This is a genomic window from Pricia mediterranea (genome assembly GCF_032248455.1).
GTDB lineage: Bacteria > Bacteroidota > Bacteroidia > Flavobacteriales > Flavobacteriaceae > Pricia > Pricia mediterranea.
Genome location: NZ_JAVTTP010000001.1, coordinates 2,158,119 through 2,178,717, shown reverse-complemented (window position 1 = coordinate 2,178,717; position 20,599 = coordinate 2,158,119). Strand labels below are relative to the sequence as shown.

Here is a 20,599-nt window from a genome sequence, read left to right as displayed (position 1 = left end):
TTGTTTGCATCCGATAGATTAAACGGGTTTTGTTTCATATTAAAATTTAAATCGGTCCGTGATAAAAATAGCTACACCATAGCGCCCAATGGCTTTTTGATAAAGATAATTATACCGGCAGAAATGAACATTAAGAGTCCGTAAATCGAGGGAACTATGGCGTATTCCACATTATTGAGGGCGATGGTTGCCAAGGTGATGGCCAAGGTGCCGTTCTGAATACCGGTCTCTATGGAAATGCTGATGGCCTGTGTCCGCTTTAATTTAAACCATACGGCCAAAAGAAATCCTAGCGTCATGGTAGTTATGTTCAGCAAGATGGCCGGAAGTCCCGCCTCTTTCAAATAACTCATGAACACATCCTTTATACTAATGGTAACGCCCACTATTACAAGGATGAATATAACCGCGGAGGCTATTTTTACGGGTCTATCCATTTTTGCGGCAAAGGCAGGGAATTTGCCCTTTACCCACATCCCAACCCCGACAGGGATAAGAACGATCAGCAACAATTGTTGAATCATGGTTCCGGCATCTACGGATACCGTTTGGTCCATGTTGGAAAACTCGGTCATCGCAAACTGCATGACAAAGGGAATAGTCAAAATGGATAGAAGGCTGGCCACGGCTGTCAACGATACCGATAGGGCCAAATCCCCTTTGGCCAAATAGGTTAGCATATTGGAGGTCGGGCCACCCGGACACGCGGCCAAAAGCATGATGCCGATGGAAGAAGTGGGCGATAGACCCAGTAATGCGGCAATAAGGTAGCCGATTAAGGGCAAGGTTATAAATTGACAGGCAAGGCCGATAATCATGGCCCTGGGATAGGTCAAAACCCGTTTAAAGTCGGGCAGGGTAAGCGACAGCCCCATCCCGAACATGATGATGATCAGCGAGATGGCCAGAATAATACCGGTGGTGGAAGTCATAGGCCGTTCTTTTGATGGGTCATTGCCAACAAATAAAGCTTTTTGAAAGGATATCCGCTAGTCAAATTTTGGATGAATTACATTAAATGTTGCCCAGAAAGATGGCTTTTGATGAAACATTCATGACAAAGATTAGGATTACTAAAGGCCATTTTTTAGCTTTTAATCTTTTTAAAACGCTGCATGATCTCCTGCCAATTCGTAAAAATGATACCTTCGTCCTCAAAAAATTGGATCAGGTCGGGATCTGAGAACATTTGGGCCTCCCAAACGCGTTGTTGCCATGAACCGGTAATTGTTTTTAGGTTGTCGGTCAATACCGAGGGATGAAAAATGATCTCGGTAAGTCCAGGTTTCAAACCTTTGATCAATTTCTTGAAGTTGGCAATTTTTCCATCGTAGGTCTCGGCCTTGGGCGCACTGGTAAAATTATCCAATTGGGGCAACGTATATCCCTCTATCAGTTTTACGACCTCATCGGTCAAAGGGTAGCCCTGGCTCCTGAACCCGGCCAATACTTCGGGCTTGGACAGGTCGATGATGTTTGCGGGAATACCATATTCCTGTGCCACCTTGATATAGACTTTTACATAACCTGGGTCTGCGAACAGGGTACCCATATGCGTGTCGATATGGTCGGGGCGATACCCCCATGCGATGGATTGCTCGATTTGGGCACGGATTTCCCTTTCTACTTCTTCCGCGGACGCATGCTGTACTACTTGAGGAACTTTATGCCATAATTTCTGGTCTTCGTCCAGCAGGCCGGGGACCTCCGCATCGCTGCTAACGGGTCCCCATCGGTGCGTCTTCCATTCGCTGGTCAGGGTCAGGTGCAGGCCAATATCCATTTTAGGGTGCTTCTTGGCCCAAGTGATGAACTCCTCAGCGTTGGGACAGGGTATCATCACCGCAGCAGATTGGATTACGCCCTCGGTCAATTGCTGTTCGGCGGCCGTATTTGCTTCGGGACACATGCCGATATCATCGGCATGTAGCATGATCACTTTTTTGCCGGCGGGCCAGCCCAGTTTTTCGGCCCAGGTCTTTGAAGCTGCTTCGGCCTTTGCCAATTCAGGTTCCACCATTTGAGCGGTGTCCTTATTCTTTTGTCCACAACCTGTGAGCGTCATGGCCGCTATGCAGCACAGTAAGATTTTGGCACTTGTTGTTTTTTTCATATTCAGCTTTGTTTTAGATAGGTGTTAAACCACTGCAATCCGTCTCCATATACTTTGTCCAACGGGGCATCACGGTGTTTGGCATCATACCAGATGATTTCTTTTGGTTCCTCGGCCTTTTCGAAAAGCAATTGGCTCATCTTCGGGGGAATTACCTCATCATTCTTGGCATTGATCATTAAAAGAGGCCTAGGGGAGATGTGTTTCACAAAGTTTATGGGATCGATAAAACTCACAAAATCCATTGCTTCTTGCGCGGGAATTTTATCTTTGAACAAGAGGTTCAATTGGCCACCGGCCAATACGATTATGGGCACTTTTATCCGCCGCTCGACACCGCAAAAAACGGTACCGGTTATTCCGCCAAGACTTATGCCGAAGTATCCTATTTTTTCGGCGTCGAGTTCCTCCCTGGTTTCAATAAAATCTACGGCTCGTCTTAGGTCGAAAACGGTTTGGCTTACAACATTGCGGGACCAGTATTTGTACTTCCCCGTAAAATCGAATTCGTAAAAATCTTCTTCACGGTCACCGTGATCGCTAATATCCAATCGCAATACGGCGTAGCCATGTTTCAGCAGAAACCGATTTCCGAATTCCACATAGTCCGTTTCCTTGTGGTCGCCAAGACCGTGCATTAAAATAATGACGGGCAAAGGTGCTGTCGCGTTCTTCGGAACGCTCAGCAAGCCCGTCACCGTTTTATGGTGATTACCGGTATATGCTACGCTGAACAAATTGTAATCGGTTGTTTCCGAAATGAGTTGTACGGAGTCTTTTAGCGGTATGGATTTATCGTATTCATAATACTTGACAACAGGTAGCGATTGGGAAAAACACCAAGTACCTGCCAAAAATAGACCTATGAAAAAGATAGATTTTGCGTTCATATCAATGGGTTAAAGAACTTCATCATCATCGGCGACGTACATTCTTGTACTCTTGGTGTACGTTCCGCCATTCGGGTCGGTATATTCCAAATCCATATAGAAGGCCTTATAACCTTTTTTCGGAAAGGAAATTTTGCCTTCGGCCGCTTTACCCGGGGAGGTGCTTATTTCGGTCGCCTTCCAAGTTTCGTCCCTAAAATCCCGGTCCTCGGAATCGGCCGACCACAAATAGCCTGTTTTAAGGTCTTGGGAATCCGACTCCACGGAAAGCGTCGCGGAGGTTTGGTCCGCTTTCAGCTCATAATTGAGATCGGCATAAGGTTCTTTGGCCAAGGTATGTCCCCAAAAACCGCTCAAGGCCTTTAGGGCCTTTTCACCCCCGTCAAGGCCATGCCCGGCGTTGGGCGTATAGTGAATATAGTTCTCTCCGGGGATATCCCTGATATAATTCTTGACGGCATCTACCGGCCAGTACTCATCGTTGGTGCCGATGAATATGATCTTCGGCATGGTCAGTTTTTCCCGGTACGAATAGGGGTCGATCATTTGGGTCAGGGCGTTGCCTTCGGGAGTATTTACCGTTTGGGGTATTTCGAGTTTCACGTAATCGTTGATTTGATTACTGTACTCTTCCCATGCCTCAATATGGTAGTCTAGACTGACGGGCATATTCAAAACATCGATGACCATAGGGCCGATGGCTTCAACACGGTCATCGCTGGCACCGGTCAACCAAGTAGTCCAGCCCCGTTTGGAGGCTCCGGCCACGGTAAATCGCGTAATTTTCTTTTCTAAACTCTTCTTTGAAAAATCCTGTACGGCGTCCATACCCCTGACCGCACTTTTAACCATAGGGAAAAGTAGGGGCCAAGTAAGATCCTTATCATTTTTATAATTGTGCAGGGTATATGAAATCAACTGGTCTTCTGTCAGGTCCCCATCAAATAGAGGTTGCATTGGCACTTGACGTATAATGGAAACGATAGCCCTGTTCTTTTGAGCCATTTCTGCAAATGGAGCCGTATCATCTTCCTTGTTGGTCCAATTGGGCATTCCATCTTTTAGACTACCACCTGTAATAAACAATAGCGCGCCGTCATGGGCGACATCCTCGGGCACCAAAATGGTCAACTGGTGTTTCCAGGTATGCTCCCGCCATTTTTGGGAAGTCAACAAAAGCTCGTAGGCCTTTGCCCCGGCCAGTTCAAAAGAATCCTTAACCTCCCATGCATAGGCATTGTCCTCGGTTCTGAGGTAATTTTCCAAGGCTGTTTCAGGAGTGGCCTTAGTTTCGGACAGCATTGGCTCGGTGGCAGATGCCTTATCGGTCTTATTTGAGTTTTCTTTGCAGGATGATCCAATAAAAGAGAGCACCAGCGCTAAAAGGTACAAGGTTCTTTTCATGATAGGTAGCTATAATTTAGAGTGGGTTAGAGATTGTGGCTTTGGACTGTTCCCAATCATGTGCGATGATTCATTGATCAAGATATCCCCGGTCTTTTCGCCCAGACGGGTACTACTAACATAATCATATCCTTTAAAACCATTGAAATCTTCCTTGATCAAAATGTATCCAAACGCAGCATTGGTAAGTCCGAACAAACCTTTTCGTATTTAGGTTAAAGCTCAAATTCGATTTTATAAGATATTAACACGTTGGCCAAAATTATTATTAATTTATTAAATGAAAGGGTAAGATTTAATGTATTATTAATAACATATGTGAAATGTATTGTGATATTAAACTTTATTTTTGTTAAACTTGTATTAAAATATCAAAAAACATCCCGGAGATTATTTGAAGTGTATCCGTCATGTTCATCATTAAAATAAACCTATGATCAAGAGAAAAACCTTACTGATTTTCGGGACGGTAGTTTCGATGATGTTGTTATCGTCATGTAGCTCCGATGACGATTCGAAGCAAGACTTTCCGTTCTCTGCCGATATCTTCCACAGTGTCCAAGGCAAACGGGTAGCATTTCAAGGATTGACCAATAGTGCGTCCGGTTGGAAGTGGGATTTTGGGGATGGAACAACAAGTACGGAACAAAATCCGGTTCATGTATATCAAGAGGGGGGGTATTATGTCGCTACCTTAACGGCTACAGGTGAAAATGGAGGTACTGAAACTTCCAAGGTAAACCTGGCCTTGGATCTGCCACCGTACGCCTTGTTGACCGGTGATTACACGGCGGAGGATTATCAGGGTAAAACGTGGAAACTTTCTAGCGGCCATTCCGTCAACGATTATTTTGCCAATTCGGATGCGGCACTTTCTCCTTTCGACGGCGCGCCGAACCCGTTACCCGCCGGTATTTTTGGAGGAGGTCTTGGGATGGCCGAGGTCTACGAGGACGAATTCACGTTTTATTTTGACGGCACCTATTCACACGATGTGAAAGCCGATGGTGCTGCCTTTAGCGGTCTGGTTTTTCAATTTGCGACTACGGGCGGAGAGGGAATCGTTAACGACGGAGGTTCCGATTTCGGACTTTGTACCGGTCGCTATACGCCAGAGGCCGATGCGACCTTCACCTATGTGGAAAATGAGGATTTTGAAATAGCCTCGGTTTACGGTCCCGGCGGGAAATTGATCTATCAAGATGTCAGCACCCTCGCTTTTTCGGGCAGTGAATTCGTGGGATTCTATGATTTTGAGAGAAAAGTGATTCTCCAGAATATTACGAACGATTCCATGAGATTGGTGATGTTTCTGGCTGCATCGCCGGATGCCATCGGAGTGAACACCAACGCACTGGTATTGACCTTTGAGGTTGTTCAATAAATGCAAAATCCAAAATAACCAATGCAACACCACGACATTATGGAAAAATATACCGCTACCAAGGCCCATATCAACCGTATCTCAACGGTCTTTCTCATTTCGCTCTTGGCATTGGCCGGTCTTACCGCGCAGGCACAATCGGTCAGCGAGGTTACAGGTACGGTCATCGCTTCCGAAGACGGAACCCCCTTGCCAGGGGTCAGTATCGTATTAAAAGGAACCGCGACAGGAGTAACCACGGATTTCGATGGCAACTATAGTATCAATGTACCCAATAGGGAAGGCATACTGGTATTTTCATATCTAGGATTTGAAACCTTGGAGATTAATGTTAATGGACAGTCCACCATCAATGTTACCTTAAACGCAGGCACCCAGGCCTTGGATGAGGTCGTGGTAACGGCCTTGGGCATAAAGCGCGAGGAAAAATCCCTGGGGTATTCCGTTGAAGAGGTTGCAGGCGAAGAACTGACCCGGGTGGCACAGGAGAATGTATTGAATGCCTTATCGGGCAAGGTCGCCGGGGTAACCCTAAATTCTACCGGAGGTACCGGATCTTCGGTAAGTATGGTCATTAGGGGTGCCATTTCATTAAGCTCCGATAATCAACCGCTTTTTGTGATAGACGGGGTACCGGTTTCCAATTCCTTGAACAATATTGGAGGTTTCGGTGACGACAACAGGGTAGACTACGGAAATGCCATTTCCGACCTAGATCCAAATAGTATAGAAGACGTTAGTATATTAAAAGGCCCGAGTGCTGCCGCCTTGTATGGATCCAGAGCCGGTAACGGAGTGGTGCTGATAACGACCAAAAAAGCACAAGACAACCAGAGAATGAAGGTTTCGGTTACATCCAGTACGGTTTTCGACATCCCCTACAAATTCTTGGAAAAACAGAATAGGTTTGCCTCGGGGTTATTTTCACATTCCCCGGAGTCGCAAGGTGGGAGCAACCTTCTTCCCCCAGTGACTTTGTCCGGCGGCAATGGTGGGCCAGAACTAGATCAGGGCTATTTTGCGGTGCAGTGGAACGCCCCCTTGGATGCCAATGGTGTTCCCATTCCAACCGAACTGAAATCCTATCCCAATAATGTCAATGATTTTGTCCAAACAGGTATTACCACAACCAACGGGGTTACGGTTACCAACAGTACCGAGGCCTTAAACTATAGGGTGGGGGTTACCAATATGCGGAACACGGGATTGATTCCAAATTCCGATGTCAAACGGAACAGTTTCTCCCTTTCGGCATCCTCCACCTTAAGCGAAAAGCTAACGGTAAGCACGAATGTAAACGTTATACATAGTTACGCAGATAACCGGCCGGCTTCCAACAGGGGCGCCAATCCCCTGCAATGGGCCTATTCTACCCCTGCCAACATTGATTTAAACGATCTAAAGGATTATGACCTTCCGGGAACCGACGTGCTGACCCTCGCCCCTGGGTACAACAACCCTTGGTTTTTGGCCAATGAGGTCAACAATAGCTATTCCAGGTTTCGTGTTTTCGGTAATTTGGCCATGGACTGGCAGATTTCCCCATCCTTTAGTCTTAGAACCAGTTATAACCTGAATACTTTCAGTCAGACCCAGGAAACGAAAATGTCACCGGGGTATGATAATGAGCCCAATAATGGCACCTACGGAATCTCTAAGACTGATGGCATGGAAACGAATGTTGACCTCTTGGCCACCTTCACCAAAGATTTCGGGGCTTTTGACATGACGGTTTCCGGGGGCGGTAATTTAATGTACCAAAAGAATACAGGTCTCAACAATTCCGCATTCTCCAGCGTAGGGCTTATAGTTCCCGACCTGTTTACGGTCGATAACATTGCCCCTACGGCCTTGAACTATTCCAGCTTCACGAGTGAAAGAGCGATAAATAGCGTGTATGCCTTAGGCAATTTTGGGTTTATGGATATGCTGTATTTGGACGTTACCGCAAGGAACGATTGGTCGAGTACCTTACCGGTCGATAACCGTTCCTATTTTTACCCTTCCGCTTCCTTGAGTTTTTTGGTCAGCGAGCTGGTGGATATCCCCAAGGTCGATCTTTTAAAATTAAGAGGAGGCTGGGCCAGGGTAGGGAACGATACCGACCCGTTTCAATTGTTGGCCTACTACAATAATGAGGGGAGTTGGGACAATGCCGTGCTATACAGTGCCGGCAATTTAAATACTCCCTCACTGGAACCGGAGGAGGCCACCTCGCAGGAATTCGGTCTTGATCTGTCCATGTTCAACAACAGGCTCCGTTTTGAGGGCACCTACTATACCGTCGAAAACAAGAATCAGATTATCCGCGTACCCATTGCCGGTTCTTCCGGAAGCACCAGCGTAGGCATCAACGCAGGGGTCTTGGAGAGCAAGGGATGGGAGCTTTCCCTGGGAGCCACACCGCTTTGGTCAGACCACTTCAATTGGGATCTGAACCTTAATTTCACCACCAATGAATCAAAGATCTTGGCCTTGACCGAGGGAGTGGATTATATAGAATTCTGGAGCGACAATAAAAGTGTTTCCAGGGGCTATGTGAGAAATCTTGCCACCGGGGAAGACGGATTGGTCGGAAATCTGTACTCCCCAAAAATTTTAAGAGTGACCGACGAAAATTCTCCTTATTTCAACTACCCTTTGATCGGCCAGGGTGAGGATTCGGAATGGCTGGCCACTGAGGAACGCTATAAAGTGGGCAATTACAATCCCGATTTTATCATGGGCCTACAGTCCAGTTTTTCGTACAGGAACTTTACCTTGAACTTGACCTTTGACTGGCGTTCAGGGGGGCAGTACATGTCACAGACCTCAAGGTACATGGTAGAAGATGGCTATGGTCAGCAGCTTTTGGACAATATCGTAAATCCAGGAATTTCCGAACCGGGCCCCGAACTCAAACAATGGGTATTGGATAATGCGGATGAATATATTTATGGGGAAAATTTTATTTCCATTGGCGGAACTCCCGGAAACGGCGGATTCCCCGAATCGTTCAGTGGTGACGTGGTCTACGATGGAATCTTTAATGCGGGCGTAGTCGGTTCCCATGATGAAAATGGGAACTTTATTTTAGACCATGAAAACCTTGGTGACGAAGGCACCACTTTTCTTCCTTTCTCGGTGGCCAACCCTTGGGACTTTGGGGTAACCCACATGTTCGATGCGGATTACATTAAGTTAAGGGAGATTTCATTCAGCTATGACCTTCCCTACAAATTTGTGGAAAGAGCCGGGTTAGATAATCTAAGTGTCTCGCTGTACAGTAGAAATATCATGTTATGGACCAAGGATTCCAATTTTGGAATAGATCCAGAAAGGGCATTCCAGGCGGAAAGCGGTACAGACAATAGGGGAACACAGTTTAAACAGGGCATTGAACGCTATAATGTAGATCCTTGGGTAGTTCCCGTCGGGATTAAAATTGGAGTATCATTCTAAAAAAGAATCATTATGAAATATGGTCTAAAAAATAGCATAGGGGCGTGTGCCTTGGCATTTATCCTTTTGGTTTCCTGCCATGGTTTGGAAGAATTGAACGAGAACCCGAATAAAATTGGCTCCGATAACGTGGACCCTAATCTTTTACTGGCCAACGTGATTGCCGAAGCTGCAAAAAGTACGGTAAATTTAGGTTTTGGGGATATTGCCGGGGTAATGCAGCATACCCAAAAAGACGGATGGTCCGGTGGCCATAACGCCTACGATTGGAGAAACGATTCCCATAGTTGGAACGGATACTACAGCCTTTTGCTTGACAACAGAACCTTGATCGCAAAGGCGGAAGAAGAGAACCTGGAATTCCATATAGGGGTAGGCCTGGTCATGAAATCCTATTTATTCGGTCTTGTAACCGACCTTTGGGGAGATGCGCCGTATTCCGATGCCTTAAGGGGATCCGAGGGAGCCGAGTTTTTCGATGCGCCGTTCGATGATCAAATGGATATTTATACCGGCATATTCGCGGATTTGGGTAGGGCCAACACCTTATTGTCCAAAGGTCAGAATGCATATTCCGGCATTCAGGCGAGTCAGGATATCTTGTACGCAGGTGACGCCTCGAAATGGAGAAAGTTTGCCAATTCTTTGGCAGTACGCTTTTATATGCGATTGTCCGCTAAGGAGCCAAGCCTTGCCGAGGAAGGCCTAAGAAGAATTTTGAGCAATCCGCAGCAATTTCCGTTGATTTTGGATGTCTCGGATGACGCAAACGTGGCTTATGTCGGAACCAGTCCGGATAACGCATGGCCAACCAACACGGAGTTCGATGACGACCCACAGGGCAGCTATTTTAGAATAAAAATGGCAGCCACCTTGGTAGATGCCCTACAATCGCTCAACGATCCGAGATTGGGCGTTTGGGCGAATCCTGTAGAGACGCCCATCGTATTGGATCCGAATGCCGCAGGGGGAGACGAAATCATCGATGGGGAAAGGCACGTCTCCCAAAAACTGGTCGATGATCATTTGGATGTGGTCGGGGTGCCCGTAGATTTTGACAAGGACTATGTCGGTTTGCCGACCCAGATTACCTTGGGCCCTGCCTTCAATCTAAAGAAAGAGTTTAATCAGGGATCTTATAACCCCCATGTTTCGCAATTGAACGATATCTATAAAGATGCCAGCGGGCCTTTGTTGCAAAGCCGTTTGAGTTCTGCGGCCGAGGTGCATTTTATTTGGGCGGAAGCGGCCCTGAAGGGCTGGGCATCGGGAGGCGCGGAGAGCCACTATAACCAGGGTATAAAACAATCCTTTGAGGCCTGGGGGGTGGGAGGTGAATATGACGATTACATTTCGGGGGAAGCGGCCTACGGAGGAACCTTGGAAGATATCATAGAACAAAAATGGATTGCCAGTTGGTCGTCCGCAGCCCAATCTTGGTTCGATTATAGAAGAACCGGCCTTCCCGATTTGCAGACCGGACCGACTGCCAAACGTGCCGCATTGCCCTTGCGGTTCTATTATCATATCGATGAGATAGACAATAACAGCGCCAATGCGGAATCCGCAATTGAAAAATTGCAACCTACCTCGTTTAAGGGTGAGGATAGCAGCAACAACAGTGCGTGGTCTAAAATGTGGTTGCTACAGGGTACGAATCAACCGTATTGACCTTTGGAGGGTTAATATTTGATATGTTTCTTACAATATAATAGTGGTGTAAGGCGTGGCTTTCCTGTTAATTTGCTGATACCCAAATGTAATCCTATGAAATTGCCCCTGAAAGGTATCATCCCGCCTATGGTCACTCCCTTGTCGGAAGCCCAAACCTTGGACTGCAAGGGTCTGAAAAATCTCATCGAACATCTCCTGGAAGGAGGTGTAAGCGGAATCTTCCTGTTGGGCACCAATGGTGAGGGCCCTAGTTTGAGCTATGCGCTGCGAAAGCAACTGATTTCCGAAGCCTGTAATATCGTGGACAAAAGGGTTCCGGTCCTGGTCGGGATAACCGATACTTCTTTTGGGGGAAGCCTGGAAATTGCACATCACGCCCAAAGGGCCGGGGCCGATGCCCTTGTGGTGGCACCGCCTTATTACTTTCCGCTTTCCGAAAAAGAAATAATCGATTATTTTCGAGCACTCGCGCCCTTACTGCCCTTACCTTTTTTAATCTATAATATACCCAGTTGCACCAAACTGAACCTCTCTCCAAAAACCGTAAAAAGTGTCAAGGAACTCGGCGCCATCGGAGTAAAGGATAGTTCGGGCGACGAAGCGATGCTATACGCCTTTATCGAGGCCTTTAAGGATACTCCGGATTTTTCGGTAATTGTAGGGAACGAGCTCTTTTTGTCCAACGCTGTCTTGGAAGGCGGTCATGGTGCAGTTGCCGGAGGGGCCAATGTGTTCCCCAAATTATTCGTGGCGCTGTACGAGGCCTCCCTATCCAAGGACAAACAGCGTATCACAAAAATCCAAAAAGTGATTTTACGGATGCATGACACGATATATAAGGTAGAAGATTCACCTACCAGAAGTATCAAGGCCATAAAATGTGCCCTGTCGATTATGGGAATCTGTGAAGACCACATGGCCGCTCCGCTGTTTAGGTTGAACGGCAATAGACGGAGTAAAATCGAAGGATACCTGCAAGAGTTCGAAAGCGTAACACACATCCGCTCCCCGTTATAACCAAATCTCGATAGCTTTGTAATGAACAGGACAAAAAAACAAAACCTCTTCCTTGCGCTTGTAATGCTGTCCATTATTATACTGTCCACTGTTTTTCAATTTAAAGTACATTTTGAGGACGCTCTGTTACAAAGTCCGGCCCCGGGGTATAAGGTCGATATTTCAATCTGGCGGATTATTTTCGAGCCGATTTTAGGTCCTTTGCTCTATCTGAACCGATCTCTATATGTTTTGGAGGAGCTACCCTTGGCCTTGTTCTGGGGATTTATTTTTTACGTAGGCTATAGTGCTGTAAAAAAATTCAGAGGGAGCCGTTTCAGAAGGGACATGCTCTATCGACAACTGGCAAACCTACCCCTGATAATCGGCCTTTGCTTTGCGCTTTTCGTTGTGGTGCTGTTTATCCCTTTACCGAACAATACGATTAGGAACACCACCGACGATACGGTTTTGGTAACTTCGCATGCCCATACCGAGTTCAGCCATGATGGACTGATATCCCAAGAAAATATGTGGAAATGGCATAAGAGAAACGGTTTTGATGCCTTTTTCATTACCGACCATGCCAACCACAAAAAGAGTCTTGAATTTTCCCAAGAGCAAAAAGAAGGAAAGTTTCCTATAGATCCCTTAGTGCTGGTAGGCCAGGAATTCTCGGGCACCAATCATATGAGCCTGTTAGGGCTTAATGGGGAATTCGAAACCAAGGGAATGGAGGATAAAGCGGTAATTGATTCGGTGCATCGATACGGTGGTGCGGTGATTATAAATCATTGGTTCGATGGCAAGGGAAGAAGGAAAGAAGTCTATGCAGCGCTTGGAGCGGATGGTTTTGAAATAGAAAATACCGGCACAGACCTCTATTATGACCGGGATGTTTTCAAACAGTTGCGGAAATTCTGTGAGGAGAACGGACTTATCATGATCGGCGGCCTCGATTTTCACGGTTACGGAAAAGCGTGTTCCCTATACAATGCCTTTGAAATCCCGGATTGGGATATCCTGGGTCACAGCGGAAAAAAGCAAGCTGTCCTGAACATCCTAAAAGAAGGTCCGCAGGAGAAAATTAAGATTTTAATATACAAAGACCGTCCTTTTTACCCGAAAGCTAATCTTGTTTTTCGTCCTTTTCTGACGACGGTCAACTATTTTAGAACCTTGAATTGGGCCCAGATATTGTCGTGGGCCCTATGGATATTCCTTTTTCAGAGTATTGTCAATCGTACTGAAAAGTCGGTTCTTTTAAGGAATAATGGGCTTTTAGTCCTAAGTAACATAGGCGCCATCTTTTTGATGGGTATAGGCGTTCACTATTATCTCAGGGGAAAGGCGGTAATCGGCTATAACGATATCTATTCTGAATATAGTCTATTATTGGGCCCAATTGGTCTGGGGCTGCTGTTGTACGTTTTGGCCGTTGCTTATTATAGGTTTTCAAAGCGAAAAAGTGCCAAGAGCGATTCAGTACACGAAAAGACTACCATTAATTTCTAAAAGTCTTGCGGATAAAATTGTGGTAGTTGCACTATCGCTTGCAACGGCTTCGGCAGTCCGTGGCCAGTTCGGTCTTGAACATGGTGTCGCATGGGCCGGCACGACCGGTCAGCCAGACCTTTTTTTCGTGATCGCTGGCTTGTTCTGATTGCTGGATGGCATTTGGAGCTGGTACATGGGTAGAATAGATGGCCTATACGAATAAGTACCGTCACTGAAAGTTTTTACGGTACTCCGAAGGGGTTTTCCCCATATTGGCCTTAAAATAATGGTTGAAATTGGCCAGATTGTTATAGCCGCTTTCGAAACAGATTTGGGTAATCTGTTTATCCGTCTCCGCCAATAGTTTGGCAGCAATACCGACTCTCACGTTTTTTACGTATTCCATAAACGTATTCCCCGTCTTCTTTTTAAAAAACCGACAGAAAGAACTGGGAGCCATGTTCAGTACCGCAGCCGCATCGTTAAGTCGAATACCTTCATGTATGTTCTGAAAAACATATTCGTAGACCTTGTTTATTTTCTCGATATTCTTCGAAAAGACCGAAGATTGGTTTATCGGGTTGGAAAGCCGTTCCCGATCTTCGATTTTAATTAAAAGATTGAATATCCTTAGAAGCCCGATATAATATTCAAGTCCTTTGCTGGAAGCCATTTCGGTCAAAATTGTCCTTATTTTCAGGTCATTGTCAGGCTTAAACCGAATTCCCCGGTTCGCTTGTTTTAGCAGTCTAAGGACTGTTTCAAGTTCGGGCATTTTAAAGAAGTCCGATTCGGTGATGTTTTCCGAAAAGTGCGTGACAATACTAGCTGGTGTTGTTTCGTCCCGATCATCGAGTACTTCCCAGCAGTGCGGTAATTCAGGCCCCATGAGCACCAAATCCCCTTTTTCAAAACCCGAGATGTTGTCCCCTACGATTCTCCTGCCAGCACCCGATACAATATAATTGAGTTCAAAATTTTTGTGCGAATGAATTCTGGCATTCGATGACAGAGGCAGCCTCCGGGTGATGAACGAGTGATTGGTAGGCACAAATATTTTTTCGCAAACGAATTCCATGTCGAAGGATATTAACCCGTTTTTCAATAATACATAATTTTTTCGAGTTCTAAAGTTAATATATCACAGCCTTTTTGTAATATAGTTGTGGTATATCCAATTTTCTTCAGTTTACTTTGTGTTACGGGATAAAAAATGTTGTTCCAGACCTACTAACAATGAACTACCAACTAGGAACCCTCGATACTGCCATTCTGGTACTTTACGGATTGGTAATGGTCGCAATGGGCATTTATTTTTTGAGAAAAACCAAGACCTCCGATGACTTCATGGTGGCGGGCAGGGGCATACCCGCTTGGGCCGCGGGTATAGCGGTAATGAGTGCCTATACCAGCAGCATATCGTATATCGCCGTCCCGGGCAAGGCGTTCGATGAAAACTGGCATCCCCTGATTTTCGCGCTTACGGCCCTGCCCGTCACATGGTTCGTGGCAGAATATGTGATTCCCCATTACCGTAAGCATAATATCATTTCGGTCTACAAGTATCTCGAGGATAAAATTGGGGATTGGGGGCGAATTTACGCAGCCTTGTCCTTTGTGTTGTTCATGATAGGTCGAACCGCGGTAATTCTCTATCTTTCTTCTTTATTGCTCACCAGCTTTGTCGATGTCGATATCCGCACCCTGATCTTGATTATAGGTATGGCAACGATTGCGTATACTTTAATGGGAGGTATGGAAGCCGTGATATGGACAGATGTTCTACAGTCCATCGTAATGATCGGGGGCCTGTTGTTCAGTGCCTATCTGTTAACGACCGAGATATTTGAAAAACCCGATTTTCTCGTTCAGAACGCTTTAGATGCAAACAAGTTCAGCTTGGGCGACACTTCATTTTCCTTGGAAGGCCGAACGATTTGGGTCATGATTATTTATGGCGTGACCGAGAACATCAGAAACTTGATGGCGGATCAAAACTATACCCAAAAATACAGCGCCGTTGCTACCGAGAAAAAAGCCAAACGTTCCGTATGGGTGGCCATGCTGATCTACTTGCCCTTAACGGTAATTTTCCTCTATATCGGTACCGCCTTATTTGCATTTTATTCCGGTGGGGGTAACGTCTTAGACCCATCCATTGTAAAGGGGGATGAGGTCTTTCCCTTTTTTATTGCCACTGAACTGCCCGTAGGCTTGAAAGGATTGATCATTGCAGCCATTTTGGCCGCCTCGATGAGTACGGTCGATTCTGCCCTCAACTCCTCGGCCACCGTGTTGTTTCTGGACTTCTATAAAAGATATTTCAAGCCAAAAGCCTCCGAAAGAAACAATATCGGGTTCTTGCGCCTCACGACAGTTCTTTGGGGGTTTCTAGGAATCGGATTCGCCCTCTTATTGATCGATGCCGAAAGCGCGCTCGATATTTGGTGGCAAATTTCAGGCATTTTCGGAGGGGGGATCCTGGGCTTGTTCCTGCTGGCTATCTTTAATGTCAAGATAAAACTTTTACAAGGCATCATTTCGGTAGTCTTCAGCATCCTGATTATAATTTGGGGGACATTTTTAAGAGATTTGCCATCGGGTTACGCTTGGTTAGAGTGCACTTTGGACCCTATTATCGTAGGGGCCGTCGCGACAGCCGGACTGATTGCATTGGCCCTTGTTTTTGTGGGCTTTAATAAACGCAAAAAGGAAAATTAATACTTGGATTTTATCGATAAGAGTCGGCCATGGACGAGAAAATAAAATGGGGAGTCTTGGGCACCGCCACCATTGCAGTAGAGCAGATGATATCTGCACTTTTCAAAAGTAGGTATGCGACGGTAAGGGCCATTGCCTCAAGAAAGGCGGACAGGGCAGAGGCTGTCTCTAAAAAATTCAACATCCCTACATATTATGGAAGCTATCAAGAGTTGCTGGAGAATGCCGATATCCAGGCGGTCTACATACCGCTTCCCAACCACCTGCATGTTGAATGGGCCATCAAAGCCTTGAATGCAGGCAAGCACGTACTTGTCGAGAAACCGATCGCCCTTAGTGTTGTTGAGGCCAGGCGTTTGATGGAAGCATCAAAGAAGCATTCCGAACTAAAGGTAATGGAAGGTTTTATGTACCGGTTCCATCCCCAATGGACCAAGGCGAAACGGCTGGTAGAAGCCGGCGAAATCGGCAAACTGAGAATGGTTCAGTCGTCTTTTTCCTTCTATGATGACCATCCGGACAGCATCGTAAATAGCAAGGCGTACGGGGGCGGCAGTCTAATGGATATCGGATGCTATTCTATTTCAATTGCCCGATACCTTTTCGGAACAGAGCCGACATACGTGATGGCGAACATCGAAAATCATCCAGGGTTTGAGGTAGATGTCCTGGCCTCGGGGATACTCGAATTCGATGAAGGTGTATCGACCTTTTTTTGTGCCACCCAATTGGCCGAAGACCAACAGGCACATATTTATGGAACGAAAGGAAGGATAAGTTTTGAATTTCCTTTTAACCCCCCGAAAGACAGATCCGCGAAAATTTGGTTCACGGGAAAGGAGAACACTGAACAGATAAAGTTAGACCCTTGTGACCAATACACCTTACAGGCAGATGCCTTTGCGCATGCTATTCTAGGGAATACTGAGGTTCCAACGGCTATAAGTGATGGCGTAAACAATATGAAGGTCATCGAAAAACTGAGGGAAAGCTATGAAATAGGTAAACGGATCGGCATGAACGAACCAGGACAATAATGAACAATAACAGTTTACACTAACAACAAAGAGACTGTTTAGAAATATGTGGTTAGAATTTTCATAAGCCATTTTTGATGCAGTTTTATGCAAAACTTTTTAGCATAGCAGTAGCTATGGTCAAAAATTTTAACGAAGAAATGTGCAAAAGGAGCTTTAAAAAAATAGTTGATATAATTTAATACAATCTCTAAAAGAACAGCTTATGAGAATTCAAAAAAGGATGGTAGCCTTACTTTTTTTAGCTTTCAATTTTGCAATGAGTGCGCAAGAATCGTCGGTCGGGCAACACCATAGTCACAACCACGAAAACGACCACGATCACGGGCACAGCCACTATACCGAACACGATTCCGTAGCCGCACATAAATTAATGTTCCCCTCCAGGACCCCGGATCGAATTATAGCCAACCTGACGCTAGACCCCGCCCATAGTTTTGCCGTCAACTGGCGTACGGATCAGCAAATAAAACAGGGGATCGTAGAGGTGGCCGTTGCAACCGACGGTCCCGAGTTTTTGTTGGGAAACCTAAGAAAGATCGAAGCCAAGACCGAGGTGTTCGAGAACCGGAACAGAAAAGAACCCTTGGTGAAGGCGACCTATCACTCGGCCGTAGTTTCCGGTCTCGAACCGAATACGACTTATGTCTACAGGGTGGGAAACGGCTCGGACGACAATGCCTATTGGAGCGAATGGTTTCAGCTTAAGACCGCGCGAACCGATATGGAAGAACCTTTCAGTTTCATCTATTTTGGGGATGCCCAGAACAATGTAAAGTCGCTGTGGTCGCGGGTCATCCGTAGTTCCTACAGGCAATTTCCTCAGGTGGACTTTATGCTGCACGCGGGCGACCTTATCAACGATCGGGATGCGAACTTGGAGTGGGGCGAATGGTTTCACGCGGGCAGCTTTATCCATGCTACCGTACCCAGTATGATGACGCCCGGCAACCACGAGTACCGCGATGGTGTACTAACGTCACTGTGGAGACCCCAATTCACCTTACCGGAAAACGGCCCGATGGAAGAGCTGAAGGAAGCCTGCTACGCTATCGATTACCAAGACATGAAACTGATATCGTTCGATTCGGAAAGTTTCGATGAGCATATGGATAGCCGTAAGGCCCAGACCAAATGGTTGGATTCCGTACTTGCGACCAATACGAAAAAATGGACCGTAATTACTACACATTACCCGGTGTACTCAACGGTCGAGGGCAGGGATAATTGGGAATTAAGGGAGGCCATCAAACCTTTGATCGACAAATACAAGGTGGACCTGGTTTTACAAGGGCATGACCACACCTACGCCAGAGGCTATGCCGAGAACAAAGGTAAGGGGCTTACCGTAGTCAACGATGCCGGCACTATTTATGCAGTTTCAGTCGCAGGACCAAAGATGTATAATTCCGAAGAACAGGAATGGATGGTAAGACGGGGCGAGTACACCCAGCTCTTTCAGATACTAACGGTATCTAAAGACACGATTAAATACGGGGCCTATACACCTATTGGAACCCTTTATGATGCTTTTGAACTTAGCAAGAAAAACGGCAAGAAACAACTGATCAACAAGATACCGGACAGCCCAATTCGATTGGAAAGCAATTTTGCAAAGGAGGAGGACTGAGTTCTTCCGTAAAAAAGAGTAGAAGAGCGCTCGAGAACAGCTAACGGTGCAGCTTGTGTGCCCTGAGGTCGCTTACGCTGCCAGTGCCATTGGTTGTTCTATCGACTGTGCTATCGTGCATTAAAACAAATTTACCGTCCTTGCTCATTCTTAGGTCGATTTCGATAATGTCGATACCGAGTCGTATGCTCTCCTGTACGGCCGCCAATGAATTTTCAGGATGCCTTTGGTGTGCCGCCCGATGCGCGGCGACCATTATAATTTCCGGACGGTCATAAAAGTCAGCAAGTAGGCTGTCTAGCTTTAGTTCCTGCCCGATGCAAGATGCACTCAGCAGGAACAATAGCATAGAGAGATTGTTTTTAAACATGAATTAAAATGGGTTTGGTTTATAAATTATAGGAAAGATTGTCACCCTCGCAGGGCATCCTTCAACAACAACATCACGCTTTCAGAAGGTTTGGCATCGTGTACCAGGGCCATTCTTTCCCTCTCGCGAAGGATCGATTTTCTGAATTGGATGCCGCTCGTATTCCCTTCCTTGTAATCAATAAACGCCTTGAACCACCTAAAATACGGAAAACCGGCATAGGTTTTTAAAAGTCCGCTTTCCCGTTCCAAAAGTCCATACCGTTTTAGAGTCCGCTTGGCCTGTCGGTATTCATACAGGTGAAGCAGGGTTTCCAGATAAGTTCTAAAGAATTTGTTCCAATTGTGCTCCACAATATCCTTTTCGTTCAGGGCGAGCTGGTTTTCGGCATATTGGCGGGCTGTAGCGAACTCTCCGTTGTCGTTATAGCATTTGACCAGCGATGAGATGAAAAGCGATTTGTTGTATTTGTTCGACATCTGCCGGGCGAACGGTAGGGCCTCCTTGAGAATGCGCAAGGCTTCTTCGGGCCGCCCGAGCTTTAAGAGATTAAAACAATAATTGTTGAGGTACATGATGTAGTCGTTCCCTTGCTCCATAATGGACAGACGTCCGAAGTGGAGGGCCTGGTCATATCGATTTAGTTTCATTAAGATCAACTGCCTGTTGCCGTAAAAGTTGAGCAATAGCTTTCTGGAGTAGTACGAACCATCGGTCAGTCGGGGCTCCAGCGCGTCGTAGCATGCAATGGTCGCGTGTAGTAGGTCGTTCTTGAGCAGGGCGAGATAGGATAGCAAGATCAAGGTTTGGTACCGGTTCGACCCGTCGATTTCCGCGTCCTCGAACAGGCGTTTTAGCCAAGGGGCCCATTTAAGCGAGTTTTGGGAGAGTTGGTTGCCGTGATACTCGGTGACGATATCGGAGGTCGCCTGGGTCATCCGGTTGCTGATATCCTTATTGCGGATGTAGTCGTCGTGATAATTATGAACGAAACGGTTGATAAGTCCGTAATCGTTTAACCGAACCCGCACCAATAGAAAATTCAGGTAGTTTTTGACCACTTCATAGAACCGGATAAAGTGAAAACGATGTGGTTGATAGTCTTTGATAAGCTTGAGCAGTTCTTTTTCCTCGGCCGAGGAGATGGCGTCGGTCTTGATCTGGTTGTCGAAATAGTTAAGACGTTTGTAGTACTTGTCGGTACAGTGGTCCTCAAGCCGCGCCTGCATCCAGTTCATGAGGTGCGAATACTTGCGCTTGTCGATGCCGAGGTCGAACGCCCTTTTTGTATCCTTTGAAAGGGCATTGTGTTTTACGATTTTAAAAATAGCAACGCGGTCGGAATCCTGAAACTGGACGGAATTCTCCAATAACAGCGCCTCGTGGGGGAGCAGTGAGTCAGAGAATTCGGTAAACTTCTTTAGTTTCATTGCACCAGATTC

At 46.2% G+C, this 20,599-nt stretch carries 15 protein-coding genes; 8 read left to right on the top strand and 7 right to left on the bottom strand.

What is annotated here, in order from left to right; translation table 11 throughout:
* Window positions 1-71: 71 nt before the first annotated feature.
* The 4 genes from RQM65_RS09070 to RQM65_RS09055 all read right to left on the bottom strand — a co-directional run bounded on the left by RQM65_RS09070 (window position 72) and on the right by RQM65_RS09055 (window position 4,407).
* On the bottom strand, window positions 72-932 hold the full coding sequence (locus RQM65_RS09070; protein ID WP_314014339.1) for a bile acid:sodium symporter family protein: 861 nt from the start codon (window positions 930-932) through the stop codon (window positions 72-74).
* 155 nt (window positions 933-1,087) lie between these two features.
* Window positions 1,088-2,113 carry a polysaccharide deacetylase family protein gene (locus tag RQM65_RS09065; RefSeq protein ID WP_314014338.1) on the bottom strand — a complete coding sequence of 342 codons (1,026 nt, stop codon included), beginning with the start codon at window positions 2,111-2,113 and terminating at the stop codon, window positions 1,088-1,090.
* Between the two features lie 2 nt (window positions 2,114-2,115).
* Window positions 2,116-3,003 carry an alpha/beta hydrolase gene (locus RQM65_RS09060; protein WP_314014336.1) on the bottom strand — a complete coding sequence of 296 codons (888 nt, stop codon included), beginning with the start codon at window positions 3,001-3,003 and terminating at the stop codon, window positions 2,116-2,118.
* A 9-nt stretch (window positions 3,004-3,012) separates the two neighbouring features.
* The gene (locus RQM65_RS09055) at window positions 3,013-4,407 is read right to left on the bottom strand and encodes a PhoPQ-activated pathogenicity-related family protein (RefSeq protein WP_314014334.1); all 1,395 of its coding nucleotides are present in this window, start codon (window positions 4,405-4,407) and stop codon (window positions 3,013-3,015) included.
* A gap of 433 nt (window positions 4,408-4,840) precedes the next feature.
* Between RQM65_RS09055 and RQM65_RS09050 the strand changes: the two genes are divergently transcribed.
* The 5 genes from RQM65_RS09050 to RQM65_RS09030 all read left to right on the top strand — a co-directional run bounded on the left by RQM65_RS09050 (window position 4,841) and on the right by RQM65_RS09030 (window position 13,417).
* Window positions 4,841-5,791 (top strand): PKD domain-containing protein, encoded by a 951-nt coding sequence (locus tag RQM65_RS09050; RefSeq protein ID WP_314014332.1) that lies wholly within the window; start codon window positions 4,841-4,843, stop codon window positions 5,789-5,791.
* A 21-nt stretch (window positions 5,792-5,812) separates the two neighbouring features.
* Entirely contained in the window at window positions 5,813-9,232 is a 3,420-nt protein-coding gene (locus tag RQM65_RS09045) for a SusC/RagA family TonB-linked outer membrane protein (protein WP_314014330.1), read from the top strand.
* A gap of 12 nt (window positions 9,233-9,244) precedes the next feature.
* A complete protein-coding gene (locus tag RQM65_RS09040; RefSeq protein ID WP_314014328.1) occupies window positions 9,245-10,903 on the top strand; it encodes a SusD/RagB family nutrient-binding outer membrane lipoprotein in 1,659 nt (552 codons plus the stop codon).
* 96 nt (window positions 10,904-10,999) lie between these two features.
* Window positions 11,000-11,923: a dihydrodipicolinate synthase family protein gene (locus tag RQM65_RS09035; protein WP_314014327.1), complete on the top strand. Its 924-nt coding sequence runs from the start codon at window positions 11,000-11,002 to the stop codon at window positions 11,921-11,923.
* 21 nt (window positions 11,924-11,944) lie between these two features.
* Window positions 11,945-13,417: a PHP domain-containing protein gene (locus tag RQM65_RS09030; RefSeq protein WP_314014325.1), complete on the top strand. Its 1,473-nt coding sequence runs from the start codon at window positions 11,945-11,947 to the stop codon at window positions 13,415-13,417.
* Between the two features lie 211 nt (window positions 13,418-13,628).
* On the opposite strand, the gene RQM65_RS09025 is transcribed toward RQM65_RS09030, so the two are convergent.
* The gene (locus tag RQM65_RS09025) at window positions 13,629-14,504 is read right to left on the bottom strand and encodes an AraC family transcriptional regulator (RefSeq protein ID WP_314014323.1); all 876 of its coding nucleotides are present in this window, start codon (window positions 14,502-14,504) and stop codon (window positions 13,629-13,631) included.
* 131 nt (window positions 14,505-14,635) lie between these two features.
* Here RQM65_RS09025 and RQM65_RS09020 point away from each other — a divergent pair, with 131 nt between their 5' ends.
* From RQM65_RS09020 to RQM65_RS09010, 3 genes are all read left to right on the top strand, one after another.
* Window positions 14,636-16,120 (top strand): sodium:solute symporter family transporter, encoded by a 1,485-nt coding sequence (locus RQM65_RS09020; RefSeq protein ID WP_314014321.1) that lies wholly within the window; start codon window positions 14,636-14,638, stop codon window positions 16,118-16,120.
* Between the two features lie 29 nt (window positions 16,121-16,149).
* Window positions 16,150-17,157 (top strand): Gfo/Idh/MocA family protein, encoded by a 1,008-nt coding sequence (locus RQM65_RS09015; protein WP_314014319.1) that lies wholly within the window; start codon window positions 16,150-16,152, stop codon window positions 17,155-17,157.
* A gap of 205 nt (window positions 17,158-17,362) precedes the next feature.
* Window positions 17,363-18,787: a purple acid phosphatase family protein gene (locus RQM65_RS09010; protein ID WP_314014317.1), complete on the top strand. Its 1,425-nt coding sequence runs from the start codon at window positions 17,363-17,365 to the stop codon at window positions 18,785-18,787.
* A gap of 40 nt (window positions 18,788-18,827) precedes the next feature.
* Here the strand turns inward: RQM65_RS09010 and RQM65_RS09005 are convergent, their stop codons facing one another.
* Window positions 18,828-19,157: a glycerophosphodiester phosphodiesterase family protein gene (locus RQM65_RS09005; RefSeq protein WP_314014315.1), complete on the bottom strand. Its 330-nt coding sequence runs from the start codon at window positions 19,155-19,157 to the stop codon at window positions 18,828-18,830.
* Between the two features lie 41 nt (window positions 19,158-19,198).
* Window positions 19,199-20,587: a tetratricopeptide repeat protein gene (locus tag RQM65_RS09000; protein WP_314014313.1), complete on the bottom strand. Its 1,389-nt coding sequence runs from the start codon at window positions 20,585-20,587 to the stop codon at window positions 19,199-19,201.
* Between the last annotated feature and the right edge of the window lie 12 nt (window positions 20,588-20,599).

Bases quoted from the DNA above. Each gene is read 5' to 3' on its own strand.
- RQM65_RS09005 (WP_314014315.1), bottom strand. From the start codon at position 19,157: ATGTTTAAAAACAATCTCTCTATGCTATTGTTCCTGCTGAGTGCATCT.
- RQM65_RS09010 (WP_314014317.1), top strand. From the start codon at position 17,363: ATGAGAATTCAAAAAAGGATGGTAGCCTTACTTTTTTTAGCTTTCAAT.
- RQM65_RS09070 (WP_314014339.1), bottom strand. From the start codon at position 932: ATGACTTCCACCACCGGTATTATTCTGGCCATCTCGCTGATCATCATC.
- RQM65_RS09015 (WP_314014319.1), top strand. From the start codon at position 16,150: ATGGACGAGAAAATAAAATGGGGAGTCTTGGGCACCGCCACCATTGCA.
- RQM65_RS09030 (WP_314014325.1), top strand. From the start codon at position 11,945: ATGAACAGGACAAAAAAACAAAACCTCTTCCTTGCGCTTGTAATGCTG.
- RQM65_RS09020 (WP_314014321.1), top strand. From the start codon at position 14,636: ATGAACTACCAACTAGGAACCCTCGATACTGCCATTCTGGTACTTTAC.
- RQM65_RS09045 (WP_314014330.1), top strand. From the start codon at position 5,813: ATGCAACACCACGACATTATGGAAAAATATACCGCTACCAAGGCCCAT.
- RQM65_RS09055 (WP_314014334.1), bottom strand. From the start codon at position 4,407: ATGAAAAGAACCTTGTACCTTTTAGCGCTGGTGCTCTCTTTTATTGGA.
- RQM65_RS09060 (WP_314014336.1), bottom strand. From the start codon at position 3,003: ATGAACGCAAAATCTATCTTTTTCATAGGTCTATTTTTGGCAGGTACT.
- RQM65_RS09065 (WP_314014338.1), bottom strand. From the start codon at position 2,113: ATGAAAAAAACAACAAGTGCCAAAATCTTACTGTGCTGCATAGCGGCC.
- RQM65_RS09040 (WP_314014328.1), top strand. From the start codon at position 9,245: ATGAAATATGGTCTAAAAAATAGCATAGGGGCGTGTGCCTTGGCATTT.
- RQM65_RS09035 (WP_314014327.1), top strand. From the start codon at position 11,000: ATGAAATTGCCCCTGAAAGGTATCATCCCGCCTATGGTCACTCCCTTG.
- RQM65_RS09000 (WP_314014313.1), bottom strand. From the start codon at position 20,587: ATGAAACTAAAGAAGTTTACCGAATTCTCTGACTCACTGCTCCCCCAC.
- RQM65_RS09050 (WP_314014332.1), top strand. From the start codon at position 4,841: ATGATCAAGAGAAAAACCTTACTGATTTTCGGGACGGTAGTTTCGATG.